The organism is Ciceribacter lividus (assembly GCF_003337715.1).
Taxonomy (GTDB): Bacteria; Pseudomonadota; Alphaproteobacteria; order Rhizobiales; family Rhizobiaceae; genus Allorhizobium; species Allorhizobium lividum.
Window position 1 is genome coordinate 152,294 of record NZ_QPIX01000007.1, and the last position, 25,640, is coordinate 177,933.

The 25,640-nt window shown below is 61.2% G+C and carries 31 protein-coding genes, 1 tRNA gene and 2 pseudogenes; 13 read left to right on the forward strand and 21 right to left on the reverse strand.

Annotated features, from left to right (window positions below; genetic code table 11):
• Nucleotides 1-53: 53 nt before the first annotated feature.
• Together DFR48_RS13780 and DFR48_RS13785 are read right to left on the reverse strand one after the other, a co-directional pair.
• On the reverse strand, nucleotides 54-566 hold the full coding sequence (locus tag DFR48_RS13780; RefSeq protein WP_114363719.1) for an A24 family peptidase: 513 nt from the start codon (nucleotides 564-566) through the stop codon (nucleotides 54-56).
• A gap of 157 nt (nucleotides 567-723) precedes the next feature.
• Nucleotides 724-906, reverse strand: coding sequence for a Flp family type IVb pilin (locus tag DFR48_RS13785; RefSeq protein WP_114363720.1), 183 nt, complete (start codon nucleotides 904-906; stop codon nucleotides 724-726).
• Nucleotides 907-1,390: 484 nt separating this feature from the next.
• On the opposite strand from DFR48_RS13785, the gene DFR48_RS13790 reads away from it, so the two are divergent.
• From DFR48_RS13790 to DFR48_RS13820, 7 genes are all read left to right on the forward strand, one after another.
• Nucleotides 1,391-1,759: a pilus assembly protein N-terminal domain-containing protein gene (locus DFR48_RS13790; RefSeq protein WP_244658798.1), complete on the forward strand. Its 369-nt coding sequence runs from the start codon at nucleotides 1,391-1,393 to the stop codon at nucleotides 1,757-1,759.
• Between the two features lie 137 nt (nucleotides 1,760-1,896).
• Nucleotides 1,897-2,505, forward strand: coding sequence for a TadE/TadG family type IV pilus assembly protein (locus DFR48_RS13795; RefSeq protein WP_114363863.1), 609 nt, complete (start codon nucleotides 1,897-1,899; stop codon nucleotides 2,503-2,505).
• A complete protein-coding gene (locus DFR48_RS13800) occupies nucleotides 2,502-3,122 on the forward strand; it encodes a TadE/TadG family type IV pilus assembly protein (protein WP_245415611.1) in 621 nt (206 codons plus the stop codon). Before DFR48_RS13795 ends, DFR48_RS13800 begins: the two co-directional genes overlap by 4 nt.
• A gap of 115 nt (nucleotides 3,123-3,237) precedes the next feature.
• Nucleotides 3,238-4,458, forward strand: coding sequence for a phosphopentomutase (locus DFR48_RS13805; protein WP_114363722.1), 1,221 nt, complete (start codon nucleotides 3,238-3,240; stop codon nucleotides 4,456-4,458).
• On the forward strand, nucleotides 4,455-5,447 hold the full coding sequence (locus DFR48_RS13810; protein ID WP_114363723.1) for an adenosine deaminase: 993 nt from the start codon (nucleotides 4,455-4,457) through the stop codon (nucleotides 5,445-5,447). Before DFR48_RS13805 ends, DFR48_RS13810 begins: the two co-directional genes overlap by 4 nt.
• A gap of 160 nt (nucleotides 5,448-5,607) precedes the next feature.
• Nucleotides 5,608-6,237 (forward strand): uracil phosphoribosyltransferase, encoded by a 630-nt coding sequence (gene upp, locus DFR48_RS13815; RefSeq protein ID WP_112686250.1) that lies wholly within the window; start codon nucleotides 5,608-5,610, stop codon nucleotides 6,235-6,237.
• A 155-nt stretch (nucleotides 6,238-6,392) separates the two neighbouring features.
• Complete coding sequence (locus DFR48_RS13820) at nucleotides 6,393-6,908, forward strand: retropepsin-like aspartic protease family protein (protein WP_114363724.1); 516 nt, start codon at nucleotides 6,393-6,395, stop codon at nucleotides 6,906-6,908.
• 23 nt (nucleotides 6,909-6,931) lie between these two features.
• Here DFR48_RS13820 and deoA read toward each other — a convergent pair whose 3' ends face one another.
• The 10 genes from deoA to DFR48_RS13870 all read right to left on the reverse strand — a co-directional run bounded on the left by deoA (nucleotide 6,932) and on the right by DFR48_RS13870 (nucleotide 16,131).
• Nucleotides 6,932-8,242 carry a thymidine phosphorylase gene (gene deoA, locus DFR48_RS13825; RefSeq protein WP_114363725.1) on the reverse strand — a complete coding sequence of 437 codons (1,311 nt, stop codon included), beginning with the start codon at nucleotides 8,240-8,242 and terminating at the stop codon, nucleotides 6,932-6,934.
• Between the two features lie 3 nt (nucleotides 8,243-8,245).
• Nucleotides 8,246-9,019, reverse strand: coding sequence for a deoxyribose-phosphate aldolase (gene deoC / locus DFR48_RS13830; protein ID WP_114363726.1), 774 nt, complete (start codon nucleotides 9,017-9,019; stop codon nucleotides 8,246-8,248).
• Complete coding sequence (locus tag DFR48_RS13835; RefSeq protein WP_114363727.1) at nucleotides 9,006-9,821, reverse strand: purine-nucleoside phosphorylase; 816 nt, start codon at nucleotides 9,819-9,821, stop codon at nucleotides 9,006-9,008. Before DFR48_RS13835 ends, deoC begins: the two co-directional genes overlap by 14 nt.
• Nucleotides 9,818-10,210, reverse strand: a complete 393-nt coding sequence (locus DFR48_RS13840; protein WP_114363728.1) for a cytidine deaminase — start codon at nucleotides 10,208-10,210, stop codon at nucleotides 9,818-9,820. The genes DFR48_RS13835 and DFR48_RS13840 overlap by 4 nt, the downstream gene beginning before the upstream one ends.
• Before the next feature lies 1 nt (nucleotide 10,211).
• Nucleotides 10,212-11,183, reverse strand: a complete 972-nt coding sequence (locus DFR48_RS13845) for an ABC transporter permease (RefSeq protein ID WP_114363729.1) — start codon at nucleotides 11,181-11,183, stop codon at nucleotides 10,212-10,214.
• Nucleotides 11,184-11,194: 11 nt separating this feature from the next.
• Complete coding sequence (locus DFR48_RS13850; RefSeq protein ID WP_114363865.1) at nucleotides 11,195-12,298, reverse strand: ABC transporter permease; 1,104 nt, start codon at nucleotides 12,296-12,298, stop codon at nucleotides 11,195-11,197.
• Between the two features lie 7 nt (nucleotides 12,299-12,305).
• Entirely contained in the window at nucleotides 12,306-13,826 is a 1,521-nt protein-coding gene (locus DFR48_RS13855; protein WP_114363730.1) for an ABC transporter ATP-binding protein, read from the reverse strand.
• 68 nt (nucleotides 13,827-13,894) lie between these two features.
• The gene (locus DFR48_RS13860; protein ID WP_114363731.1) at nucleotides 13,895-14,887 is read right to left on the reverse strand and encodes a BMP family lipoprotein; all 993 of its coding nucleotides are present in this window, start codon (nucleotides 14,885-14,887) and stop codon (nucleotides 13,895-13,897) included.
• 237 nt (nucleotides 14,888-15,124) lie between these two features.
• The gene (msrA, locus tag DFR48_RS13865; RefSeq protein WP_114363732.1) at nucleotides 15,125-15,775 is read right to left on the reverse strand and encodes a peptide-methionine (S)-S-oxide reductase MsrA; all 651 of its coding nucleotides are present in this window, start codon (nucleotides 15,773-15,775) and stop codon (nucleotides 15,125-15,127) included.
• A 38-nt stretch (nucleotides 15,776-15,813) separates the two neighbouring features.
• Nucleotides 15,814-16,131 (reverse strand): hypothetical protein, encoded by a 318-nt coding sequence (locus DFR48_RS13870; RefSeq protein ID WP_114363866.1) that lies wholly within the window; start codon nucleotides 16,129-16,131, stop codon nucleotides 15,814-15,816.
• 185 nt (nucleotides 16,132-16,316) lie between these two features.
• Between DFR48_RS13870 and DFR48_RS13875 the strand changes: the two genes are divergently transcribed.
• Nucleotides 16,317-16,406 (forward strand) — tRNA-Ser (locus DFR48_RS13875).
• A gap of 564 nt (nucleotides 16,407-16,970) precedes the next feature.
• Here the strand turns inward: DFR48_RS13875 and DFR48_RS22250 are convergent.
• The 6 genes and pseudogenes from DFR48_RS22250 to DFR48_RS13905 all read right to left on the reverse strand — a co-directional run.
• Nucleotides 16,971-18,026: pseudogene (locus tag DFR48_RS22250) on the reverse strand (recombinase family protein); the annotation flags it as partial.
• The gene (locus DFR48_RS13885) at nucleotides 18,023-18,538 is read right to left on the reverse strand and encodes a GNAT family N-acetyltransferase (protein WP_114363733.1); all 516 of its coding nucleotides are present in this window, start codon (nucleotides 18,536-18,538) and stop codon (nucleotides 18,023-18,025) included. The pseudogene DFR48_RS22250 and the gene DFR48_RS13885, both read right to left, overlap by 4 nt.
• Nucleotides 18,535-18,825 carry a type II toxin-antitoxin system TacA family antitoxin gene (locus tag DFR48_RS13890; protein ID WP_114363734.1) on the reverse strand — a complete coding sequence of 97 codons (291 nt, stop codon included), beginning with the start codon at nucleotides 18,823-18,825 and terminating at the stop codon, nucleotides 18,535-18,537. The genes DFR48_RS13885 and DFR48_RS13890 overlap by 4 nt, the downstream gene beginning before the upstream one ends.
• A 46-nt stretch (nucleotides 18,826-18,871) precedes the next feature.
• Complete coding sequence (locus DFR48_RS13895) at nucleotides 18,872-19,105, reverse strand: hypothetical protein (RefSeq protein WP_114363735.1); 234 nt, start codon at nucleotides 19,103-19,105, stop codon at nucleotides 18,872-18,874.
• Nucleotides 19,095-19,316 carry a helix-turn-helix transcriptional regulator gene (locus DFR48_RS13900; RefSeq protein ID WP_114363736.1) on the reverse strand — a complete coding sequence of 74 codons (222 nt, stop codon included), beginning with the start codon at nucleotides 19,314-19,316 and terminating at the stop codon, nucleotides 19,095-19,097. The genes DFR48_RS13895 and DFR48_RS13900 overlap by 11 nt, the downstream gene beginning before the upstream one ends.
• Before the next feature lie 127 nt (nucleotides 19,317-19,443).
• A complete protein-coding gene (locus DFR48_RS13905) occupies nucleotides 19,444-19,695 on the reverse strand; it encodes a helix-turn-helix transcriptional regulator (protein ID WP_280956431.1) in 252 nt (83 codons plus the stop codon).
• A gap of 141 nt (nucleotides 19,696-19,836) precedes the next feature.
• Here DFR48_RS13905 and DFR48_RS13910 point away from each other — a divergent pair, with 141 nt between their 5' ends.
• A complete protein-coding gene (locus tag DFR48_RS13910; RefSeq protein WP_114363867.1) occupies nucleotides 19,837-20,490 on the forward strand; it encodes a hypothetical protein in 654 nt (217 codons plus the stop codon).
• Nucleotides 20,491-20,587: 97 nt separating this feature from the next.
• Complete coding sequence (locus DFR48_RS13915; protein WP_342634918.1) at nucleotides 20,588-21,511, forward strand: HEPN domain-containing protein; 924 nt, start codon at nucleotides 20,588-20,590, stop codon at nucleotides 21,509-21,511.
• 385 nt (nucleotides 21,512-21,896) lie between these two features.
• On the opposite strand, the gene DFR48_RS13925 is transcribed toward DFR48_RS13915, so the two are convergent.
• Nucleotides 21,897-22,799, reverse strand: coding sequence for a LysR substrate-binding domain-containing protein (locus DFR48_RS13925; protein WP_114363739.1), 903 nt, complete (start codon nucleotides 22,797-22,799; stop codon nucleotides 21,897-21,899).
• Nucleotides 22,800-22,906: 107 nt separating this feature from the next.
• Between DFR48_RS13925 and DFR48_RS13930 the strand changes: the two genes are divergently transcribed.
• Genes DFR48_RS13930 through DFR48_RS13940 form a run of 3 tightly spaced genes read left to right on the forward strand, consistent with a single transcriptional unit; the run spans nucleotide 22,907 to nucleotide 24,299 of the window.
• The gene (locus DFR48_RS13930) at nucleotides 22,907-23,305 is read left to right on the forward strand and encodes a tautomerase family protein (protein ID WP_114363740.1); all 399 of its coding nucleotides are present in this window, start codon (nucleotides 22,907-22,909) and stop codon (nucleotides 23,303-23,305) included.
• Nucleotides 23,305-23,739 (forward strand): cupin domain-containing protein, encoded by a 435-nt coding sequence (locus tag DFR48_RS13935; RefSeq protein ID WP_114363741.1) that lies wholly within the window; start codon nucleotides 23,305-23,307, stop codon nucleotides 23,737-23,739. The genes DFR48_RS13930 and DFR48_RS13935 overlap by 1 nt, the downstream gene beginning before the upstream one ends.
• Nucleotides 23,736-24,299: a DUF4865 family protein gene (locus DFR48_RS13940; RefSeq protein WP_114363742.1), complete on the forward strand. Its 564-nt coding sequence runs from the start codon at nucleotides 23,736-23,738 to the stop codon at nucleotides 24,297-24,299. Before DFR48_RS13935 ends, DFR48_RS13940 begins: the two co-directional genes overlap by 4 nt.
• An 82-nt stretch (nucleotides 24,300-24,381) precedes the next feature.
• Here the strand turns inward: DFR48_RS13940 and DFR48_RS22255 are convergent.
• Nucleotides 24,382-24,555: pseudogene (locus DFR48_RS22255) on the reverse strand (IS110 family transposase); the annotation flags it as partial.
• 194 nt (nucleotides 24,556-24,749) lie between these two features.
• Nucleotides 24,750-25,625, reverse strand: coding sequence for an NAD(P)-dependent oxidoreductase (locus tag DFR48_RS13950; RefSeq protein ID WP_114363743.1), 876 nt, complete (start codon nucleotides 25,623-25,625; stop codon nucleotides 24,750-24,752).
• Between the last annotated feature and the right edge of the window lie 15 nt (nucleotides 25,626-25,640).

The window sequence follows — 25,640 nt, forward strand, 5'->3', positions numbered from 1 at the left end:
AGAATGATCAGGAATTCGTGTAATTATGGTTAACGACCGACTTACGCGGATGGTTAACGAAGGCTTTCCAAAGCCTGCATTACAAGCGGCGACTGCGCGTAGGAGGCCAGCCCCCCGACGGCGATCGCAATGCCGTAAGGAATCTTCTTTGCCGTGAGAATGGAGTGGGGAACCGGGAGCCCCATAGCGATGACCAGGTTGGCGCGGGCGCGCAACAGAAGGATCAGCACGGTCAAGACGCCGCCGGCATATCCGACATAAATCAGGAAGACGAGGAGCGACTTCGTCAGTCCGAACCAGACCGCAGCGGCTGTGAGCAGCTTGGCATCTCCGCCGCCCATGACATTCAGGGCAAAGAGGGCGAAGCCTCCAGCAAAGACAACGGCTGCGGCAGCAAGATGCAGACCGAACCCGGACCAACCGAGGTGGGTGAAGGGCACAACGACAAGGAATGCGCCGAGAAGGATAGCGGGGATCCGGTTCGGGATCGTCATCTCGAAGAGATCTGTCAACGCCGCCAGCGCAAGGCAGATCGGAAAGACTAAGAATATGACTCCCGCAACCATCCTGCTCTCCCAGCCGTTTCCCCAGAACTCTAGCGGACGCGTGTTAAGCAAGAGCAAATTTTCGCTCTGGGCGCCGCGCAAAAAAAGAGAAAGCCGCCTCTGGTCGAAGCGGCTTCTTTGCGACGAGAGCTGTGAAGCTCGCCCTCGAAGACAAGGATCAGTTTGCAGCCTTCGCCGTGTTCATCTTCGTAGAAATGCCCTGGAAGGTCTGATTCAGCGAGTTGCCGAGCGTCGTGGCACCAGTGATGAGGGCGACGGAAATGAGGGCGGCGATCAAGCCATATTCGATGGCGGTCGCGCCGGATTCGTCTTTCAGGAAACGAGCGAAAATCTTGGACATGGGTCTCTCCTAACTCCACAGAGGGTTGTTCAGCACTTCCTGCAACTGTTCGCCGTTGCTCGGATGAGTGCAAACTAACGCCGGCCCATTGCCATCGACTTAAAAAACTACGTTACCAAAGGCTGAATTCGCGGAAGCCCGCGGTTTGGTAAACGACGGCTTGCCGTATTTCATCGCATTCGAGAAAATGTCCCGCAACCGCTGCGGGGGCGGGCAAAGGCGTTTCGGCAAGGCGATTACACGCCGGCAAGCAACGGTACCGGCAGCCGTGGGCACCTGTCCCGTTCGTGAACAATGTCGGCTTTGCGCGTCCGGTGGACCCCGAAATCTTCAGGGGTTACGGGCAGCGGTATTCGGCATGCGTCGATTTAACCGTTCATTCACCAATCCGAAGCATCCTTAGGAAGGCGTTTCGCTACCCATAGTGCACAGAAGGCCCGCAGGTATGATCCTCCGTATCGGTTTGTTTTCGATTGTCGTCGGCATGCTGGCGGCCGGTCTGGCCACGCCGGCGCTTTCCGCAGACGAGATGATGCGTGTCTATATGAATCAGGCGCGGGTCCTCAAACTCGATCGTCCGGTCAGCAAGGTCATCGTCGGGAATGCCGAAGTTGCTGATGCCACCGTTGCCGATGCAAAGACCATCGTCCTGACCGGCCGCGCCTTCGGAACCACCAACCTCGTTCTCCTCGATGCCGACGGAAACGCGATTGTCGACGAGCGCATCCTCGTGTCCATCGACGAAGGCAATACCGTGCGTGTCTTCAAGGCAACTGAACGTACCGTTCTCTCGTGCACACCGAACTGCGAGATCCATGCTCAGGTTGGCGACTCTTCCGCCGCTGCCCAGTAGATCACTGACCGGCGGCATTCCGAAGAATTCACTAAATTTTCCGAGGCTCGCGCAACCAAAAATCAAGGTTTCGCGGCGATGATGCCCGCTTGACATCCAGACACTGGTCGAAAGCGATGAATGCAGGCACGAGTGACATGAGCGGCGGCTTGGCCGAGCGGCAGCGCAAGAAAGGGATATGGCGGCGGTTTCGGCGATCGCGCGACGGCGCGGCGGCGATCGAGTTCGCGATCCTTGCCATTCCCTACTTCATGATCATCTTCGCCATTCTGGAGACCTTTGCCGCGTTTACGGCCGAGCAACTGGTCACCAACGCCGCGAACACGCTGGCCCGCGAGCTGCGTACCGGCAAGATCACCTATAATCTCGGACGAACCACGGACAAGACGTCGGTGGAGTTTCGCCAAGCGTTCTGCGACGAGATCTCGATCATGATCGCGTGCTCCGCAACCGAGGTTTCGACGCCGTCCTCGCTCTATCTCGATGTCCGGACCTTCACCAAGTTCAGCGACATTCCGACCACGATCCCGCGGGTTTCCACGGCGGCCTTCGCCGATATCGACACGTCCGCATTTGCATACAGTCCAGGTGGACCAAAATCGATCAACATGCTGCGGGCCTACTATCGCTGGACCGTTCTCACCGACCTCGTCCGTCCTTACATCACGACCGTCCGCCCTGTCGACGGTTCGAGCTACTTCCTGATCGTCGCGACGACCGCCTTCCAGAACGAGGACTATCCGTGAAAGCTCCCGGCCACTGCAGCAAGGAACACGCGTGCACCTCCTTCACCCGCAGGGTCTCACAGCGTCTGACCCACGCATTCGGGCGCTTTTCCGCCGATGAGAGCGGCATGGGCGCAGTCGAGTTCGCCCTTCTCATGCCGCTTCTCATCTTCGTGTACCTCGTCTCCTTCGAACTGACGATCGGCCTCAGCGTCAACAAGAAGGTCACCAATGCCGCAAGCGCGGTAGCCGATCTCGTTACCCGCCAGACAAACGTCGACAAGACCTATCTTGCATCCATGGACGACGTGGCGCAGGCGATCTTCGTGCCCTACGGAGCAAGCGGCCTCAGTCTTAAGATCACCGGTATCAAGATCGACGGCAGCAGCAAGGCGACCGTCGCGTGGTCATGGGCGAACGACGGAACGACTCCGTACGCCGCAGGCAACGCCATCACCGTGCCGTCCAGCATGCTTTCTGCCGATACTTTTCTCGTCCATTCCGAACTTACCATCCCCCATGAGCTTCTCATGTACCTGCCGAACATGTCCGGCAGCGAGATCAAGAGCATTACGCTCGGCAAGGACTTCTACTATCGCCAGCGCGTCGGCACCGAGATCACCTGCTCCGATTGTTGAGCGCAGCGCCGCGGGCAATTTGCCAAGCCGCCCTTCAAGCGCTATGCATGCGCTTTGAATACAAGGCTTTCTCTGCTGCATTTCGACTGTCGATCGCGGCAGCTTCGGGTGGACAATGGCACGGGCTTTTCTTTTCGTACTCGATTCCTTCGGCGTCGGAGGCGCACCCGACGCCCGTGACTACGGTGACGACGGTGCGAATACGCTCGGACATATCGCTGAGTTCTGTGCGGCAGGAGCCGGCGACCGCAAGGGCTTGCGCTCAGGGCCACTCTCGCTTCCCAATATGTCGTCGCTGGGCTTGGTGACGATAGCGAAGCTGGCGAGCGGGCGGGCCCCGGCCGCGATGCCGATGCCGGACCGCGTCTTCGGGCTGCATGGCGCGGCCAGCGAAGTTTCACGCGGCAAGGACACGCCGTCGGGTCACTGGGAAATCGCCGGCACGCCGGTGATGTTCGACTGGGGCTACTTTCCGGCCGAGGGCGATGCCTTTCCGCCGGAGCTGGTCGAAGCGATCTGCCGGGAGGCGGAGCTACCCGGCATTCTCGGAAATTGCCACGCCTCCGGAACGGAGATTATTGCCCGCCTCGGGGAAGAGCACATCCGGACCGGTAAGCCGATCTGTTACACATCGACGGATTCTGTGTTCCAGATCGCCGCCCATGAGAGCCACTTCGGCCTCGAACGGCTGCTGAACCTCTGCCGCATCGTCCGCAAGCTCGTCGACCCGCTGAATATCGGCCGTGTCATCGCGCGGCCTTTTGTCGGCGAAACATCGGCAACCTTCGTGCGAACCGGCAACCGCAGGGACTTCGCGGTGCCGCCGCCGGAGCCGACGCTTCTTGACCGGATCGTGGAGGCGGGCGGAAAGGTGCACGCCGTCGGCAAGATCGGCGACATCTTCGCCCATCAGGGTGTCAGCGATCTTACCAAGGCGAACGGCAATATGGCGCTGATGGACGCAACGCTCGACGTCATCGATCGCGCCGAGGATGGCGATCTCGTCTTCACCAATTTCGTCGACTTCGACATGCTCTACGGGCATCGCCGGGATGTACCCGGCTATGCGGCCGCTCTCGAGGCGTTTGACCGGCGGCTGCCGGAGGTTCATCGAAAACTGCGCCCCGGTGACATGGTGGTGCTCACCGCCGACCACGGCTGTGACCCCACCTGGCGGGGAACAGACCACACTCGCGAACGCGTGCCGATCATGGCTTTCGGCCCGGGCATCAAGTCGCGCCTGGTCGGCATTCGCAATACTTACGGCGACATCGGCGAAACGGTTGCCACCCATCTCGGAATTCCTGCCGGACGGCACGGACGGAGTTTTCTTTGACATTACATCTTAAGAAGGCAGAGCTGCACTGCCATATCGAAGGCGCGGCTCCGCCGTCGCTTGCCCTTACGCAGGCCGAAAAATACGGCATCGACACGGACGGCTTCATTCGTGAAGGTGTCTATGTCTGGAACGATTTCACGAGCTTCATCGCCTGCTACGATGCGGTTGCTTCCGTCTTCCGCACGGCGGAGGACTACGCTCTTCTCGCCGAAACCTATCTGATGGACCTTGCTGCGGCGAACACGATCTACAGCGAGCTCTTCATTTCGCCGGATCACGGCGAGGCGGTCGGACTGCCGGCATTGGACTATATCGAAGGCTTGGCTGCCGGCATTCGCTTGGCCAAGGAGAAGACCGGCATCGAATGCCGGATGATCATCGTCGGTGAGCGCCATCTCGGCCCTGAAAATGTTGTCAGCCGCGCGAAATTTGCCGCGAAGCTCGATCATCCGCTCGTCACGGGCTTCAATATGGCAGGCGAGGAACGCATGGGCCGGGTCGCCGACTACGCTCCTGCCTTTGACATCGTGCGCGAGGCCGGACTCGGCATCACCATCCACGCCGGAGAACTCTGCGGCGCCTTCAGCGTCGCAGATGCTCTGGAGATCGTTCGCCCGACCCGCATCGGCCATGGCGTCCGGGCGATCGAGGAGCCCGATCTCGTGAAGAGGCTCGCCGATCTGGGTACAGTCCTGGAGGTCTGTCCCGGCTCGAACATCGCGCTCAAGGTCTTCCCGGACTACGACAGCCATCCCTTGCGGGAGTTCGTCAACGCCGGTGTCCGCGTCACCCTGAATTCCGATGATCCACCGTTCTTCCACACGTCGCTCGCGCAGGAATACGAGACGGCGTCGCGCGCAATGGGCTTCACGGACGAGGAAATCAACGCGATGACGCGGACCGCGATCGAGGCTGCCTTCGTCGACGAAGAAACGCGCAAGGTTCTCCTGGCACAACTCGAGCCCGCCCCGATGGCACGCGAGTAACACCTGCGAAACCTCAGCGCCGCGCCCCCCGCGAGCATTTCCGCGCGATCGGCCGGTTGCAGCTGGGGATGATCTTCCAAAACGTCGCACTCCCCTTGCGGCGCGTGCCTGGAACGTGGAAAACAGTCTGATGCGCAAGACAATAAGAGAAGGCACAACCATGGACGGCGTCAAAGTCATCGATCACCCGCTCGTGCAGCACAAGCTGACCATCATGCGCCGCAAGGAAACTTCTACGGGGAGCTTCCGCCGGCTGCTGCGGGAGATCTCTACACTGCTCTGCTATGAGGTCACCCGCGACCTCGAACTGAAGATGGAGACGATCGAGACGCCGCTGGCCGAAATGGAGTCGCCTATTCTCGAAGGCAAGAAACTTGTGTTCGCTTCCATCCTGCGCGCCGGCAACGGCTTGCTGGAGGGGATGCTCGAACTCGTGCCGTCCGCCCGTGTCTCGCATATCGGCGTCTACCGCGACCACGAGACGCTGCAGCCGGTGGAATACTACTTCAAGGCCCCCGAGGACATCGCGGAGCGACTGATCATCGTCGTCGACCCCATGCTCGCCACCGGAAATTCCTCGATCGCCGCTATCGACAAGCTGAAGGAACGCGGCGCCCACAATATCCGTTTCCTCTGCCTTCTCGCAGCGCCCGAAGGGATCAAGAACTTTCGTGAGGCGCATCCGGACGTACCTGTCTTCACCGCGGCGATCGACAGCCACCTGAACGAGAAGGGATATATCGTACCGGGACTGGGCGATGCCGGCGACCGGATGTACGGAACGAAGTAGAATTAGACCAAACTTAACCATCGGATCGAAAAGCGGCCGCCTGGACTTCTCCGGCGACCGCTTTTCGTCGGCGTGTTAGCCAGTTCTTCAGGCGACTTAACGAACACTTGTGGCCATTCCGGTTCCATCGTGGAATCACGAGAGTGGTGACAAGCATGCTGATGCGCAGTCTGATGTTCGTGTTTCTCTCGGGTGTCGTTGCCCTGCAGATGTCGTCTTCCTTCGAGAGCTGGCAGAGCAAACTCGAGAACGAGCCCGCGGCGAGCGAAATGGCCTCCGTCAAGAACGCTGCCCTTTCGCCCGGCACATCGGTCCTGAAGGCAGATGCCGCGGGTCACTATCGCGGCCTCTTCAAGCTCAACGGAAAACCGGTCGAGGGGATGGTCGACACCGGCGCGTCCGCTGTCGCAATCAACGAAAGCACTGCGCGCCGTCTCGGCTACAGCGCCGCCTCCCTTGATTTCCGCTATTCGGTGAACACGGCCAACGGCCGGAGCGAGGCAGCAATCATCAAGCTGAGACGTGTCGAGGTCGGCTCAATCAAGGTCGAGGACGTTGAAGCCCTCGTGCTGCGCGACGATGCACTCTCCGACACGCTGATCGGGATGAGTTTCCTCAGTCGCCTGAGCAGCTACAAGGCGGAGCGCCGATCATTGACCATGGCTCGTTGACCGCCGGTCGAGACACCGAAAGCCTATGCCATCCTTTTCAGAATGACGGGCCTCGTGGGCGGATCCTCCTGCGCAATGGCATAACTTGCCTGCACCGTCTGGGCGGCACGTTCACCGCTGTCGTGATCGGCGGCGTGGACGGTCGCGATCATGTCTCCCTTCGACACCCGTGTGCCGATCGGCAGCAAGCCGCTCAGCCCGACGCGGGGATCAATCGAGTCGGAGGGCTTGGTGCGGCCACCACCGAGTGCAACGACAGCAAGGCCGAGTGCGCGGGTGTCGCAGGTTGATATCCAACCCTCCCGGGCGGCCAAGACCGGGATTTCGATTGCTGCTGCAGGCAGATGGACATCCGACCGCTCGATGAAGTCGGCAGGCCCGCCCAGTGCGCGGACCATCCTGCCAAAGACCTCCGCGGCTCTTCCCGAATAAAGCGCGCCGCGGCAACTCGTCTCCGCCGCCGCAGCATCCGGTGCCAGGCCTGCGTTGACCAGCATCTCCGCGGCCAGGGCCAGCGTCACCGTCTCGAGCCTTGTGCCCGCCTTCCGTCCCAGCAGAAAATCGACGCAGTTTCGAACCTCGATCGCGTTGCCGGCACAATCGGCGAGCGGCTCGTTCATATCTGTCAGCAAGGCCGATGTCTTGAGGCCGGCGCCATTTGCCACACGAACGAGGGAGCTTGCGAGCTCTTCGGCCTCGGCGAGACTCGTCATGAATGCGCCGTTGCCGACCTTGACGTCGAGCACCAGCGTCTGGAGTCCCGCCGCCAGCTTCTTCGACAGGATCGACGCGGTGATGAGCGGCACGGATTCGACCGTCGCCGTCACGTCGCGTATGGCGTAAAGCCGCCGGTCCGCAGGGGCGAGGTCGCCGGTCTGGCCGATGATGGCACAGCCGACCTCTTCCACCGTACGGTGAAACGTGGCGGCATCCGGCATGACCTGGTAGCCGGGAATCGACTGCAGTTTGTCGAGCGTACCGCCCGTATGGCCAAGGCCACGCCCGGAAATCATCGGGACCGCAAGACCACAAGCGGCTGCGATCGGCGCAAGCATCAGCGATACGTTGTCGCCGACACCACCGGTCGAATGCTTGTCGGCGATCGGTCGCCCCACTTCGGGCCAGGCGAGGACCTCACCCGAGTCGCGCATCGCGATCGTTAGAGCAACGATCTCTTCCGCCGTCATACCGCGGAAGAAGACCGCCATGGCGAAAGCGGCAATCTGGCCTTCCGACAAGGTGTCATTGCTGAGAGCGGCGATGAAAGCCGATATCTCTCCGCTCGTCAGCGCGACGCCGTCACGCTTGCGACGAATAATTTCCTGAGGAAGCATCGCTCAGTACCCCGTCCTTTCCACTAGGGACTGGCCCTCGCCGAGGATGGAGAGGATGTCATCCAGCAGCCCCGAAGCACCGAACCGGAAGGTCGACGGCATGACCCAGTCGTCCCCCATGATGGTCCGCGCATGCCGCAGGTAGAGCGCCGCATCGGCAACGCTCGAGACGCCGCCCGCTGGCTTGAAGCCTACCTTGCGCCGGCTGTCACGGATAGCGAGCAACATGATGTCGGCGGCCTCCAGTGTGGCATTCACGGCGACCTTGCCCGTTGATGTCTTGATGAAATCAGCCCCTGCGGCAATCGCAAGCTCCGATGCACGGCGAATGAGGCTCGCCTCCTTTAGCTCTCCCGTTTCCAGGATCACCTTGAGAAGCACACGCTCACTGCAGGCAACCCGAATGGCCTCGACCATCTCCGTCACCGCAGCCTCGTTGCCGGCGATCAACGCGCGATAGGGGATGACGAGGTCGATCTCGTCCGCGCCGTCATCAATGGCGTCCGCCGTCTCGGCCACCACCTCGGCCACCGAAAGCTCGCCCGAGGGAAAATTGACGACGGTCGCGATCCTGACCGGGTTGTCTGCACCAAGAATCGCACGCGCCTGGGCCACGAAGCGCGGCCAAATGCAGATGGCTGCGGTGTGGCCATACGCAGTCTGCGCCTTGGCGCAGAGCTCGACTATCGCCTGCGGCGTGCAGTCATCCTTGAGGTTCGTCAGGTCCAGCAAGGACAACGCGACGGCCGCATTCGCTCTCAGTTCATGGATTTCCAAGATCAGCTCCTTCGCTCGCGATCATCGCCTTCAGTACTGCCGCCAGTCGCCTGCCGCCGATCGGCGCCATGTCCTTGGTTTCTTCATGGCTGAGTTCGGCACCCGTCATGCCGGCACCGTAGTTGGTGATCACCGACGCCGCAGCGACACGCAAGCCGAAAAAGCGGGCGAGGATCACTTCCGGCACGGTGGACATCCCGACCGCGTCGGCACCAAGTATCCGCGCCATGCGGATTTCCGCCGGCGTTTCGAAACTCGGGCCCGAAAACCACATGTAGACGCCACTCGCGAGCGGGACGTCGACGGTGGCTGCCGCGTTGCGCATCGCCGCGGCGAGTTCGGCGTCATAGGCGGATGTCATTCCGACGAAGCGTTCGTCGCTCGTCTCGCCAATCAATGGATTTCGGCCGGAGAAATTGATGTGATCTGTGATCTGCATCACCGATCCCGGCGGCAGATCCTCCCGCAGCGATCCAGCAGCGTTGGTGAGGATCAGCGACTGAACGCCCAAGCCCTTCAAGACCTGGATCGGCAGGCGCATCGCACCGGCATCACCCTTCTCGTAATAATGGACGCGTCCGGCGAGCATGATCACAGGGACACGGTCCAGCCAACCTGCCACCAGTTCGCCGGCATGACCCGAGACGCCGCTCAGCGGAAAGCCCGGCAGATCACTGTACGAAATGCGCACCGGATCGGTGACCTCGTCCACCAGCGAGCCGAGACCGGAGCCGAGAACGATGCCATAACGCGGCATCAGGCCATTCAGTCTCTCGACAAGGAGATCGATGACATCCCTCATCCAAGGCTCTCCGTCTTGAACGCGAAAGGCAGAAGCTCGTCCATCGTCAGCGTCTTCTGTACGCCGCCGTCATCGCAGAGATAGATGCGGGTTTCGGGTCCGGCGAATTCGGCGATCTTCTGACGGCAACCGCCGCAAGGCGGGCAGAGCGCCAGCTTTTCGGCGATGACCGCCATTTCGACGATCTTCCTGCCGCCGCCCATGATCATGCAACCGATTGCCGTCGGTTCGGCACACCAGCCTTGGGGAAAGGAGAGATTCTCGATATTCGCACCGGCATAGACCTTCCCGTCGTCGGCGCGGATCGCTGCGCCGACTGGAAACTTCGAATAGGGCGCGTGGGCATATTTCATCGCATCGCGGGCTGCCTCGAAAAGATCCCTGGACATCTCAACGCTCCTTCACATAGGGCACGCCGCCGGCCTTCGGCGGATTTGCCGAGCCGATGAGGCCGGCGAGCAGCACGCAGGTCAGAATATAGGGCAGTGCCTGGAAGATCTGAACCGGTACCTCGCCAATCCCCGGAACCGACTTGCCCTGCATGAAGTTCGCGAGCGCATCGAGGAAGCCGAAGAGGAGACAGGCGAGCATGACAGGCACCGGCCGCCACTTTGCGAAGATCAGCGCTGCAAGGGCGATATAGCCCTTTCCAGCCGACATGTTGTTGATGAAGGCCGCCGACTGCGCGATCGCCAGATAGGTGCCCGAGAAGCCACAGAGGAAGCCGGCAACGAGCACGGCACGGTAACGCAGCCACGTCACCGAAATACCGGCCGTGTCAACCGCGCCCGGGTTCTCGCCGACGGCGCGCAGACGCAGACCGAAGCGCGTGCGGTAGAGTACCCACCAGGAGAGCGGAACCGCCAGGAAGGCGAGATAGGTGAGCAGGTTGTTACCGGAAATCACATTCGCATAGAGCGGCCCTGCGAACGGTACCTCGCGGAGCGCATCGGCGCCCGGAAGCGTGATCGGGCCGAAGCGGGCGTCGGCGGGCAGGCCGGGTGTTCGACCACCCTGGCGGAACCAGGCCTGGCCGAGGACGGCAGTCAGGCCGGCGGCCGCGAAGTTGATCGCAACGCCCGAGACGATCTGGTTGCCTCGATTGGTTATCGACGCAAAACCATGCACCAGCGAGAAGGCAAGCGATACGGCGATCCCGCAAGCGAGGCCGACCCAGGGTGAACCGGTTGCATAGGCAGCTGTCGCGGAGGCAAATGCCGCGGCGAGCATCTTGCCTTCGAGCCCGATGTCGAACACGCCTGCGCGTTCGGAGAACAGTCCGGCGAGGGCCGTGAAGATCAGCGGGATGGAGAGACGGACTGTCGAGCCGAGAATGCTGACGAGAATATCGAAGTAATCCATGACAGCAGCCCTCAACTTCTCGCCAGTTGCTGATAGATGCGAACGATCGCCGGCCGGAACATGTATTCGAGCGCACCGGCAAACAGGATTACCAGACCCTGGATGACAACGATCATGTCGCGGGTAATGTTCGGCATATCGAAGGAGAGTTCGGCTCCTCCCTGATAGAGAATACCGAACAGGATAGCTGCAAGCACGATGCCGACCGGATGGTTGCGCCCCATCAGCGAAACTGCGATCCCGACGAAGCCGGCGCCGCCGACAAATTCGACCTGCAGACGGGCCGACGCCCCCATGACCGGATTGAGCGCCATCATGCCTGCAAGGCCTCCGGAAATCAGCATGGTGATGACGACGATCTTCACGTACGGAATGCCGGCATAGGCGGCGGCTGATCGGCTGATTCCGAGGGTTCGCATCTCGTAGCCGAACTTGGTGCGCCAGATCAGCACCCAGACCACCGCGCCCATCACCAGTGCAATCAGGAACGAGACGTTGAAAGGCGCCGGACCGAGCTTCAGCCCGAACAGAGCCATCAGCCAGTCAAGCTTCGGCAGCTGTCCGCCCGGGAGAAAGGTTCTCGTTTCCGGTGCCATCTTGCCGGGCACGATCAGCACGTTGACCAGCAGATAGACCATCAGCGCCGCGCCGATGAAGTTGAACATGATCGTGGTGATGACGATATGGCTGCCACGCTTGGCCTGCAACCAGGCAGGAATGAAGGCCCAGGCGGCGCCGAAGACGGCGGCTGCGACCACTGCGAACGGCATCGTCACATACCAGGGCACGTAGCGATCGAGCGCAAGCGCCGCAAGAGCTGCACCAAGTCCACCGACATAGGCCTGACCTTCCGACCCGATGTTGAAGAGGCCGGCATGATAGGCGACCGCGACGGAAAGGCCCGTGAAGATGAAGTTGGTGGCGTAAAACAGGGTAAAACCGATACCCTCGCCGCGGCCGAGTGCACCCTGCAGCATCAGAACCAGTGCATCGTAGGGATTTTCACCGATTATCCAGACGACGAGACCGGAGACCAGAAAGGCGAGAATGAGGTTGATCAGCGGCAGCAGCGCGTAGTTGATCCAGTTCGGAAGGGGTACGGAAGCGGTGCTCATCTCAACCTCAAGCGGCAATACCGGCCATCATCAGGCCGAGCGTCTGTTCGCCGGTATCCGGCGTCTTCTCGCCGACGATCTTGCCGGCGAACATCACCAGAATACGGTCGGAGAGCGAACGGATTTCGTCGAGTTCCACCGAGACCAGCAGCACGGCCTTGCCGGCATCGCGCGTTTCGACGATACGACGATGAATGAACTCGATGGCGCCGATGTCGACGCCGCGCGTCGGCTGTCCGACGATCAGCAGTTTGGGGTCGCGCTCGATCTCACGAGCGACGACGATCTTCTGCTGGTTGCCGCCGGAGAAATTGGCGGTCTTCAGTCGCGGGTTCGGCGGCCGGATGTCGTATTTCTCGATCTCGTCGAGAGCGGCACGGCGCACAGCGTCGGGATCCAGGAACAGGCCTTTGCCATAGCGCTCGTCGTGATGGTAGCCGAGGATGGCGTTCAGGCTCTCCTCGAACGGAAGTACGAGGCCCATGTGGTGACGGTCCTCGGGAATATGGGCCAGTCCGAGACCGCGCAGTCGTGCCGGATCGAAGCCGGTGACCGGCTCGCCGTTGATCAGTATCTCGCCGGAGGCCGGTTTGCGAATTCCGGTTATAGCTTCAAGAAGCTCGCTCTGTCCGTTGCCTGCGACACCCGCGATGCCCACGATCTCGCCGGCGCGGACGTCGAAGGAAACGTCATCAACCATGGTGACGCCGCGGCCGTCCTTGACAGTCAGGTTTCTGACCGAGAGGAATACCTCGCCGGGCCTGGCGGCTCCCTTTTCGACATGCAGGAGCACGCGGCGGCCGACCATCAGTTCGGCGAGCTCCTCGACCGTCGTTTCCGACGTCTTGCGGGTCGCGACCATTTCTCCACGCCGCATGACCGAAACCGTATCGGTGATCGCCATGATCTCGCGCAGCTTGTGCGTGATGAGAACGACCGTCTTTCCCTGATCGCGCAGCACTCCGAGAATCTTGAAAAGGTGGTCGGCTTCGGAGGGCGTCAACACGCCCGTCGGCTCGTCCAGGATCAGAATCTCGGCGCCGCGGTACATGGCTTTCAGGATTTCCACGCGCTGCTGCAATCCGACCGGCAATTCCTCGATGACAGCGTCCGGATCCACTTCGAGCTCGTAATCCTCTTCCAGCTTCTTCAAGGCAGCCCGCGCGGCCTCCGTTCCCTTGCCGAGAAGCGCGCCCCCTTCCGCACCGAGCATCAAGTTCTCGAGGACCGTAAAATTCTCGACCAGCATGAAATGCTGATGCACCATGCCGATGCCGGCAGCGATCGCGGACTGACTATCACGGATGGCGACAGGTCTTCCATTGACGTGGATCGCGCCGCTGTCGGCCTGATAGAAGCCATAAAGAATCGACATCAGTGTCGATTTGCCAGCGCCATTTTCGCCGATGATGCCGTGGATCGACCCCTTGGCAACCGTCAGGTTGATATTCTTGTTGGCATGCACCGCGCCGAACTTCTTGTCGATTCCGATCAGTTCGATCGCAGGCGCCTGACTCGTTGCGTTCATTCCGGGTCCCCTAGACATAGTAAGGGCGCAGTGCGGTCGAAGAGACCGCCCTGCGCCCGCAGTTCAGATCACTTCGGGCAGGAATTGTCCGACATGTAATCGTGAACCTTGACGGTTCCGGCGATGATGTCGGCCTTCGCCTTCTCGACAGCCGCCTTCATGTCTTCGGTGACGAGCTTGGCGTTGTTGTCATCCAAGGCGTAGGCAACGCCGTCTTCCTTGACGCCGAGGGCCTGGGTGCCGGCGGCGAACTTGTCAGCCTTGGCATCGGCATAGGCGTTGTAGACGGCGAGGTCGACGCGCTTAACCATCGAGGTCAGCACCGAACCCGGGTGCAGGTGGTTCTGGTTCGAATCGACGCCGATCGACAGCTTGCCGTTGTCCGCCGCCGTCTGCAGCACGCCGAGACCCGTCGCCCCCGCAGCCGCGTAGATCACGTCCGCACCCTGGTCGATCTGGTTCTTGGTGAGTTCACCGCCACGCACCGGATCGTTCCACGCGGCACCGGTCGTGCCGGTCATGTTCTGCAGGACCTCAATGGACGGGTTGGCCGCGCGGGCCCCCTGCTCGTATCCGCATTCGAACTTGCGGATCAGCGGGATATCCATGCCGCCGACGAAGCCGACCTTGCCGGTCTTGGAGGCCATACCCGCCAGAATGCCGACGAGGTAAGACCCTTCTTCTTCCTTGTAGACTACCGAGCGAACGTTCGGCAGATCGACGACGGAGTCGACGATCACGAACTTCGTATCGGGAAACTCGGCAGCAACCTTTTCGATCGCCGAAGTCCAGGCGAAGGAGACGGCAACGACGGGGTTGTAGCCCTTCGAAGCGAAGTTGCGGATCGCCTGTTCGCCCTGGGTATCGCCCGTCGGCTCAAAATCACGGTAGTCAATGCCGGTCTCGGCCTTGAACTTTTCCGCGCCGGCATAAGCTGCCTCGTTGAAAGACTTGTCGAACTTGCCGCCCGTACCATAGACCAGCGCCGGCTTGACATCTGCTGCAAGCGCTGTTGCCGACATGCCCGCCAAGGCAATCAGACTCAAAAGGGTTTTCTTCATTGCTTAGCCCTATTCTTTCTTTCTAATTAACATATTGGGTCCTCCCGCAAGCGCTTCGACACCCACGACTGCGGAACCACCGACCCGCCCAATGGGTCCCGGCTGGCCAGCATCCTTGCATGGCTTTTGGAAAAATTCATCCGGTTTTTTTCAGTTGGTAAAGATTCGTCGACGCGCCGTGCGACGGGCGCCACGGACGCGAAAAATCAAACCAGATCAAAGCGGTGACGCCACCTGCTACGCGGCGGGACAGGTCACACCGATCCCCTTCAGGCCGCAATAGCCCCCTGGGTTCTTGGCGAGATACTGCTGATGGTAGTCTTCGGCGTAGTAAAACTCGGGAGCAAGCGCGACCATTGTAGTAACGGTGTTCTTGCGGCCCGCCGCGATCAGCGCCTGCTGAAACCCGTCACGCATCCTCTGCGCACGCTCGAAGCCTTCGACGGCCTCGACAAAGATCACCGAACGATAGGTAGTTCCAATGTCGTTTCCCTGCCGCATGCCCTGGGTGGGATCGTGATTTTCGAAGAAGATCTTGAGAAGATTTTCGAGCGGAACTGCATCGGGATCGTAGACAACCTTGACCACCTCGGCATGGCCGGTCAGTCCCGTCACTGTTTCCTGATAGGTCGGGTTGGGCGTGAAGCCACCCTGGTAGCCCGCGGCCGTCACCCACACGCCCGGCGTTTGCCAGAAGAGGCGCTCCGCCCCCCAGAAACAACCCATGCCGAGATAGATGGTCGCCATGCCGTCCGGGTAGGGCCCCTTCAGAGGTCGACCATTGACGAAATGGGTCGTTGCCGTCGGAATGGGCGACGACCGACCGGGCAAGGCTGCTTCCGGCGTCGGCATCGTCATCTTCTTGTTGAACATGTCGATCAGGAACATCTGAATCTCCATTCTGCGCCCGCGAACAGCGCTGTGGCTCAGGCGGCAAAACGCCCCGCGGGCGACCGCCTCTTGTATCCGATCATCCACAGCATCAGCGAGAGGGCGAGAAAGACTGCGAAAGCCGGGAGCGGCAGAAGCCAGCGTATGGCAAAGCCCCAGGCATTGGGTCCCCACTCGCGCTGTACCGTGTCGCTGACGACACTCAGCGTATAGGGGCTCAACTCGAGCCAGGCGATACCGAGCGGCGTAACCATCACCTCCGACGCGGAGACGGAGGCGATCGAGTCCAGGATACCCGCCACAACGGCGATGCAGAGCGCGACCAGGCTCAGGAAGCGGAACAAAAAACGTATCAATCTCTTCTCCGCCGGTCCGCGCGTCCGTACCGCGACACTTTAGGGCGCACTGCGATGATTACATAAGGTTTCGGAAGGGCAAGTCAAAATTCTGTCAGATTCAGGTTGATCCCGGACGAATCCTCGGTATATATCGCGCCCGACCGGCCGCATTGCCTTCTTCGGCATACTGGCTGTCAAACGGACAGGTGGCCGAGTGGTTTAAGGCGCACGCCTGGAACGCGTGTGTACGTGAAAGCGTACCGAGGGTTCGAATCCCTCCCTGTCCGCCATGTCAGTCCCTGAGTGGGCACGGAGTTTACGCCACCTCCCGATACCAGCGTCTGAAGCAGCCGGGACTTCGATCCCGTGATACGGACCTCGCCTTCTGCGACCTCGACGCGCTGCGCCAGTGCGCGCAGGTGATCGCGGCGATAGCCTCCGCTTTCAAGCCGGATACGCTGGCGGGCGGTCGCGGCGAATTTCTGCAGCATCTGCGGTGTTACGGCCTTCTGGCCCGAGTTCTGGAGCATGGCCTGTGCCCTCTCAGCATCAGCCTTTGCCTGGTCGCGAATGGCCTTGAGGCCGTCGATACGATCTTTCAGCGCGGGGTCGTCCAGATCGGCGACGCCTCCCTCGATGGCATCATAGAGGCGCTTGAGGCGCAGTTCCGATTCGGTAGAGCGTTTGTTCAGTTCGGCGATATGCTCGCGGCGACGTTCGGCATGTTCTTCTCGGCGGTCAAGCACGGCGGCAAGGATCGTCTCCAGCCGTTCGGGCCGCAGCAACTGCTTCTCAAGGTGGTCGGCAACCAGGTCGTCCAGTTTTTCCATCGGCACGGTCATCCCCTCGCAGGCAGTCGGCCCCTGCCGCGCCTTGGTCGAGCAGGCATAGTAGCGATAGCGCCCGCCCTTGCCGGTGCGTATGGTCATGGCCCCGCCGCACTTGGCGCAATAGATGAGCCCCGTCAGCATGGTCGGGCCACTGACGACGCGCGCGGGCATGACTTTCGGGTTGCGGGCTTTGAGCAGGTTCTGCACGGCATCAAAGGTCTCCTGGTCGATGATCGGAGGGACCGGGACCGTAACGACTTCGCTGACGGGCTTTAGTTGCTTGGTCTTGGTGCGTTTGTTGAACTCGTGCTCGCCCATATAGGTGCGCCGGGTGAGGATGCGGTGAACCTGCCCGATACCCCATCGCCCGCCGTCGCGGGTGAACATGCGGCGCTTGTTGAGATAGGACACGATGTTCTTCACGCCCATCTGCCCGGTCGTTCCGTCGCCTTCCAGTGCAAGACGGTAGATCAGCCGCACGGTGCCAGCGTGTAGCGGATCGATCTCCAGCTTCTTCTTGGTCTTGCTCCCCCGCTGTTCGGCGGCAACCACACGATAGCCGATCGGCGGCAGCGCGCCATTCCAGAAGCCTTGCCGGGCGTTCTCCTTCAAGGCGCGCATAACGTGCTTGGCGTTCTCCTTCGACTGGTATTCATCGAACAGCGCCATGATCTGCCTCATCATGACGTGCATGGGGTCATCCCCCATCTCCTGCGTGATGGAGACCAGCTTCACGCCGTTCTTCGCCAGCTTGCGGACATAGAACTCAAGCTCGAAGTGATCGCGGAAGAACCGGCTGAACGAATGGACCACGACGACATCGAACGCAGCGGGCTTCGATGTTCCCGCCTCTATCATACGCTGGAACTCGGGACGGCGGTCGTTGGTCGCAGAGGCGCCGGGTTCGATGAAGGTCTCGACCAGTTCCAGTCCCCTCGCCTCGCAATAGGCTTCGCCCTGCCGCTTCTGGTCGGGAATAGAGACATCATGCTCGGCCTGCCGCGCGGTCGAGACGCGGAGATAGAGCGCGGCGCGCTGCATCGCCCGAGGCTGAGATTTGCCGTCGTTGGAAGTTGTCATGGGGTTTCTCCCGACAAAAGGCGCTGTGCCGTCGCAACGGGCAGATACAGCGTATGTGGCCGATCAGTCAGCGGCGTGAATCCAAAGGCCGCGTAGAAGGCGGCGGCCTTCGCGTCGATGGCATCGGCGAATATTGCGTGAGCGCCTATCGGAGCTTCGGCGACCGTCCTGATGGCGTCGAACAGCAGCGCCTCGCCGAGCCCGAGCCCGGCATAGGACTTGTCTCGTCCAAGCCAGCCGATCATCACGGCCGGGACGGTCGGGTAGCGCGGCAATCGGCTTGCCAGCGGTTCGGGCACGGCCGTCAGCGGAATGTTGCTCGATGAGAGCGTGTAGAAGCCCGCGACCCGGTCGGCCTCAAGGTCTCGGGCGACGAAACAGGTCGCATATCGGCGCTTGATGTCCTGCGTGACGGCCTCGCGGAAATAGCGGTCTATCCGCTCGTTGCCGCACGAGAACGTCTTGCGCTGGTGGGCCTTGGTCAGCGCCTCTATCGCGAACCTTGCACTCACCGGGGGGCGATCAGGTCGGCATGACGCTTCGCTGCGCGGGCCAGACGGGCGTTGGGCGCGGGCGAATCAATCAGTGCCTTTGCAAAGCGCACCTGATCCTCCGTCGCCAGACGAAGCACGTCGGCTTCCTCGACCGTGCGGCGGGCATCCTCGCCCGCCGTGGCGATGAGATAGCCGGTCAGTGTCATGCCGCGCAGCTTGGCCGCGCGCTGCATCTGCTCATAGATGTGGACGGGAACGCGCGCCTCAAGGCGGGCGGTTTCGATTTCACTTGCGGGTCTGGGCATGGCTTATCTCCTTGGCAAGATTATATACGGCACATTGCCGGATGCATCAAGGATCGGATGAGCCAAAGAGTCCATCGAACAGATCGCCGAACCATCGTTCGAAGACCTCGATCTCGGCCTCAGCGACGGGAACGGGATCAGGCCAGTCGTCGGTGACCTTCCATGTGCTGAGGTCATGTTTGGGCGACCTGCCGGGGAAGGGCCAAGGATGGCCCAGGAGTTCCTCAAGCTGCTCCGACGCCGTGGGGCAACGGTCGCTGTCTCCGGGATCAGTCGCCATTGGAGAATGGGACCTCCTTGCGAGGCCGCCAGCCAACCGGGTTTTCGATCCACCGATTGATTTCGGATTCATGCCATCCCGCGCCGTTGACGCTGATCTTGATCTGGGCGGGAAACGTGCCTTCAGCGATCTTGCGATAGATCGTGGAGCGGGACAGGCCCGTGCGGGAGAGCACGGTCTTCAGGCGGACAATACGATCTGGCGCGGGCATGGCGGCGCGGCCTCCTGCTGGTCATCTAGGCGTCACCGGACCAGTCAGAACAGGAAAATATCCTTTTGCAAGAGGCGCTTAGCTGCCGTCGTACTGCCGCGTAGAAGCGGCGAAAAATGGATAGGCTCTAGCACGTGGTCTTCTTTGCCAGTCGGACGCCTGGTCCGCCACCGTTCTCCGGGATGAACTCTATTCCCGCAGCTTCTAACACCGCACGGATCGCTTCGAGGTTGTTGGGGTGAGGCAAACGGACACCCCGTTCGAAATCAACGACAGTAGGCCTGGATACCTTCGCTGCATCAGCCAACTGACTTTGGCTCATGCCCAACATGGCTCTTGCTCCCCTGCATTGAGCAGCTGAAATTTTACTCGGAGGCAAATATTCGTCCTATTGTTTGACAAAATGACAAATGGTTCCTAATTTAACAAACATTGCGGGCAGCAATGCTTGCAGCCGGGCGCGATGTTTTGCGCCATCCCGCCCGGCCTGACCACAACTAAGCTGTTTGGAGCTCAGATCATGGCTGATTCTGACAATAGCACGACTTTGCCTTTCGTCACCCGCAGGAAGGTGCTGGCGGGAACCTCCATCGCAATCGGAGCATGGGGCTCCGGCGCCTTCGCCGGCGACAAGGTTACGGGAGAAGCATCACCCGACCCCGTCCTTACGGTCTGGCGTCAATGGCAGGATGCCCACCGTCTCACCGAACGTCTTTGCCGTGAGCAGCAACGTCTCGAACGGCAACTCGTGGAGACCGTTGGCTTTCCTTTCGCAGTCATCCGGTTATCCGACGGCGAACCTGTGGCTGCGTATTCCCGCGAGGCGATCCGTGAGGTGCTCCGTCTCGCGCCCGAGGAGGCGGCAGCCTGTGCCAATGCCGAGGCGGAGTTCGCGGCTCGGGAGTCGCAATGGGACAGGGCCGACCGGGATATCGGCTATTCCGCCACGGTGCGGGCCGAGCGGGAAGCTGCCGACCGGGCGTCGGACCTGCTCGACGCCATGGCCGCTACACCCGCGACATCGGTGGCCGGTATAGCGGCCAAGCTCGACGCCGTGCTGCGTGAAGGCAAGGTACTGGAAGACGGCTCCGAGTTTCCCTGGCCGCAGGTCCGATCGGCGCTTGATGACCTCGCGCGCATAGGGCGGCATGGCGCCGATGGCGTTGCGCCATGAACTGCCCGATCGGGGGACCGGCGGCTTCGGCCGTGAGCTCCCCACCTGAGAACAGGGCAGCAAAGCCTTCCACCGCGCGCTCGCTCCGGGGGCTGCCGTGGATCTGACGCTGGCCGAACGGCTCGGTCATCTCCCCGAGAACGAGCGCCGTGAACTGGCTCGGGTCGCACGAATTCTCCTCGAAGAATTCGAGGACGCGCAAAGGGGCAAGCTGTCGGAGAAGAGGAAGGGCGGCCGCATCCTCAAGCTCATCCTCTTCGGCCCTCACGCGTGCGGCGATCGGGGCGAGGACCGCAAGAGCAACGATCATTGCGGTTTTGACCTTCTCGTCGTCGTCAGCACGAAGACCTTTGCCGATTCACGTTTCTGGAACCGGGCCACAGAGCGCATCTTGCGGGAACGGACAGTCACCGGACATCTCAAAACGCCGGTCGACTTCATCGTTCATTCGATCATGGACCTCAACGACCAGCTCGCCCATGGACGGCCCTTCTTCGTGGACATCGTCCGCGACGGCATCATGCTCTACGAGACGTCGGGCTTTCCGCTCGTCATACCGAAGCCACTGGACCCAGAAGCCGTCAAAGCCGAAGCGCGCCGGCAATTCGAACATTGGTTTCCGATTGCCACATGTCGCTTCGAACTCGCGAAAGAGGCGATGGGACGCGGCTACCACAGGGAAGCAGCCTTCGACCTGCATCAGACCGTCGAACGGCTCTATCATGGCACCTTGCACGTCCTGACGCGCCACAGCCCGAAATCCCATCGGCTCGCCTACCTGCGCACGCATGCGGAGCGGGCAGCACCCATGCTGGCCGCGGTCTGGCCCGGAGACAACCGTTTTGCTCAGCAGTGCTTTTCCCGCCTCGACCGGGCCTATGTCGATGCCCGCTATTCCCACCGCTTCGAAATCACCGGCGAGGAACTGGCCTGGTTGGTCGAGCGTGTGACGCTGCTGCAGAAAACCGCCGCCGCAATCTGCACTGCGCACCTCGATGGTCTCGAAGGAGCAGGAACGTAGAAAACTGAGTTGCGCCGCAGCCATGGATCAAAGCCCGAGCCCCGGCCTTGCCGAGCCCATGGTTGAGGACGCGTTTCAGCTCATCCTCTTCGCAGCCAGTAAGCGACACATGGTTCGGTCGATTCGCGCCCGCAAGACGGTCGTACGCTTCGTAGAGAACGAATCTCAAAGGCGGTCGTCAGGTGCAGACTGCGCGAACGACCAGAACGGCCGGTAAGCAGCCATTTGCGGCAGTGTGAACAAACATTGGAAATGTTTCACAATCGGAGTTTAAAGTAAGCGCTACAACCGGATTCGCCACATTTGTCGCGGCAAGCCACCTCTTCCTGTTTCATTGAAAATGCACATTTTTTATCTTTACGCGACGCAATTGAACGTGCGTATGTCACGCTTGCGGCATCCATGCATCCGGTAACCTATCTTGCAACGCCTGCCGAATGATCGCGGCGAGGTGTGTGCTGACCTGATTGTCCGGTTTGCCGGAGCGCAAGAGGGTGAGGCCGAGCGTCGGGAGTGGTGGCAGCCCATAAGCAACGGATTCCACCACGCGCACGCTAGCTGGTAGGCCGAACGGGGTGCGAAGTGCGATGCCGAGACCTGCCGCCGTTGCCGCCCACAACCCACCTAGACTTGGGCTCACGAAGGCAATACGCCACGCAACACCTTCCTGATCGAGGCAATTGCAGGCGAGATTGCGAAGCAGGCACGGCGCTTCCAGTGCGACAAGTGGCAGCGGCTCGCCTCCGGCCGCCTGCCAGAGCGGCTCCTCTTCCGCAGGGCCAAGCCAGCAAAGCGGCAGCGAGGCGATCCTTTCAGCATCCGTTGCAGTGCAATCGTCCCAAGCAAGAGCCAGATCAAGTTGACCCGAAGCGATCTTCTCCCTCAATTCGTTATTTCGACCAATGCGGCCTTCAATCCGAACTTTTGGATGGGCGCGCGCAAAACGACCGAGCACCTGCGGCAAGACGGTTTCACCGAAATCCTCCTGAATGCCGAGCCGGACCCACCCCTCGAGGTCCGGGCTTTGAACGGCGCTGACCGCCTCATCATTGAGGTTCAGAAGCCGGCGGGCGTAGGATAGAAGCACCTCGCCACCATCCGTCAGCGCCAGTCCACGCCCTGATCTGCGCACCAGTTCTGTCCCCGTCTGATCTTCCAGTTTCTTCAACTGGGCGCTGATTGCAGACGTCGAGCGGCCCAGTCGATCGGCGGCCTGTGCGAAAGAGCCGGCTTCGATGCCGGTCACGAAACTGCGCAGGGCGCACATGTCGAGATTGGTCACCCTCATGCCTTCTATCCCGAAAAACAGAACATTCTGTCCTGAATAATCTGATTATCGGGATAATCGTGCCGCGTCATACTGTGCCTGTCAATTGCCTTTGATGGAGCACAGACATGCCATTCACACGAATTTCCCTGCTGACCGGCAAATCGGCAGACTATCTCGCCGCTGTTTCAGATAGCCTGGATCGGGCACTTGTCGATTGTTTCGAAGTGCCCGAAAAGGATCGCTTCGTCGCGATCCATCAGCACCAGCCGAGCGAACTGATCTTTGACCGGACCTATGGCGGCGGTCCGCGTTCGGACGATTACATCTTCTTCCACATCACGACCGGCAAGGCGCGCTCGACTGAGACCAGAGCGCGCTTCTACCGCAGGCTGGTCGAAAACCTGGCGGCGTCACCAGGTGTCCGACCGGAAGACGTCATGGTCGCCATCGTCAATTCGACCGTCGAGGACTGGTCTTTTGCCTCGGGTGTTTCCGCCGCGGCACCCATCGGGGAGTGCGCGTGATGAGCAGTGCCTTTGACATGCAGGAGGGCTGCCCTGCGACCATGCGCCTCTTTCGCGCCGGCGAAGGGATCACGGCTGCGCCCGAAGGCGTCGCAAGCGGTGCGTTTCTCGTCCAGATGCTGTTGTCGAGCCGCACGGAGGGCGAGATGACGGCGATGCGCGCCTTTGTTCCGCCGGGTGTCGTCTCCCATTGGCATAGCCATCCGCGCGGCCAGCTTCTCTTCGTTCTCGACGGCGTTGGCCTCGTCCAGCGCGAGGGCGGCGAACCGGTCGAAATCCGCACCGGCGACGCCGTCTGGTTCGCACCCGGCGAGCGCCATTGGCACGGCGCGGCCCCCGTCAGTCCCTTCAGCTATCTCAGCGTTCAGCCCGTGATGAAAGGCAAGGCGGTCGAATGGCTCGGCCCCGTCGAGCAGGAAGGTTTTCAGCGATGATCGCGATGCAATACAGTTTCACCCTGCCGGCCGATTACGACATGGAGATCATCGATCGGCGCATCCGCGAGAAAGGACCACTGCTCGACGGTTTTCCGCGTCTACGCTTCAAGGCCTATCTCTCAGCGAAGAAACAGGATGTCGGCTTCGCCAGCACTGAAAACCTCTATGCGCCCTTCTATCTCTGGGACGAGCCGGAAGGGATCGACAGCTTTCTTGGAAGCCCTGGCTTTGCCGCCCTGACACGGGATTTCGGCTGGCCATCGATAAAGACTTGGCAAGTCTGGCAGGCGCTGCTTGCAGCCGACCTCAGCGCCGCTCGATATGCTACGCGAAACATCAAGGCGATCCCACCCTATTCCAATCTGGCCGAACAGCGCGAAATGGCCGTCGCCAACGCGCGTTCCTCGTTGAAAGCTGGCGCGCTGGCGGCAATTGCCGCATTCGATCCGACCACTTGGCAGGAACTGCAATTCTGCCTTTGGCGGGCGGTACCTGTTGCTACGGCGACAGTGCAACTATATGTGGTGGGCCACATCTCGCAGCCAAGACCAGAGTGAGGGAGGCGGATCATCACGTCAAAGGCGTCCGCCCTAAAATGAGAGCTATGGTGTAGACGTAGTTCTCAACATCACCCGGCGCGGCAAGCGCCACTGCATCACGGCGGTCTGTCTTGACCTGGACTCCTGGACGGGTCGGAACCGGCGATGGCGCCACCACAATGCATTCATGGCCGAGACCGGAAAGCTGGCGATACAGTCCATAGCCCGTCGGCCCTCCTTCGTAGCAAAAGCACCAGCGCCCATGACGCCCAGAACAGCAATCCGAGGAGCTACGGGCGCCACCTGTTCTGACGAATAGGCATTGGCCAGCGGAGCGATGCCCCGCTGACCACCTGGCGCGCGCCGTCATCCGCACGCGTGGTGTCGACGACGCAGCCTACGGGCTTTCCCAGGCGCGACCCGTCACCGGAACGGCCCGCGAGGCTGCCGACGTCAGCTCAGAATTCTTCAAGCGAGGAAGGAGGCGGCAATGTCCTTGTCACCATGGCCGGCTCGGGCCGCACGCCGGAAACGGCCAAGGCCCGCTTCGGCGAGGTCGGCGCGTATGCCTGTTCCGGCCAGAGCATCGACGACCAACCTTGCGTCCTTCACCCCGTTGTCGACTGAGAAGCTGGTGCTGAAATCTCCCTTCAGCATCGCTGCGCCCTTGGCCTGGAAATAGCCGCTGTCAAGCGGACCGCCTGTCAGGGCCTCGATCACGAGGGCTGGGTCGACGCCGAGCGCGCGGGCAATCGCAAGCGTTTCCGCCGTCCCGTGGGTGAGTGCGAAGACATAGGCATTGAGAGCCAGCTTGAGCCGGCTGCTGGCCCCCGGGACATCGGATACCCAAAGTGTGCGCTGCCCGATGGCGTCAAAAATGGACTGCGCGGTGTCGCGCTCGCTTTCCGGTCCTGACGCAAGGATGACGAGCTTTCCCTGCTCGGCCGGCTGGCGGGTTCCCTGCACCGGTGCGTCGTAGAAGATCAACCCGTTCTCGGCGGCGAAACCGGCGAGGGAATCGATCGCCTGGACGCCGACCGTGCTGAGCTGGAGCCAGATTGTGCCCCTCGCGAGGCCCGCCGTCGCCTTCACGATCGCCTCACTCACGGCAGGACCGTCCTTCATGACGGTGACGAGGATCGCCGCCCCCTGCACAGCCTCTACGATATCGCCGTAGGGTTCGACACCGTCAGCCGCAAGCGCCTCCGCTTTGGCCGCGGTCCTGTTCCAGGCACGAACGTTGAAACCTTTGCGGACCAGGTTCCGCGCGACAGCGGCGCCGATGATGCCAGTGCCGAGAACCGCGACCGTCCGCGGCGTTTGATTGGTGATGTCTTGTGCCATCAGATACTCCGTTTC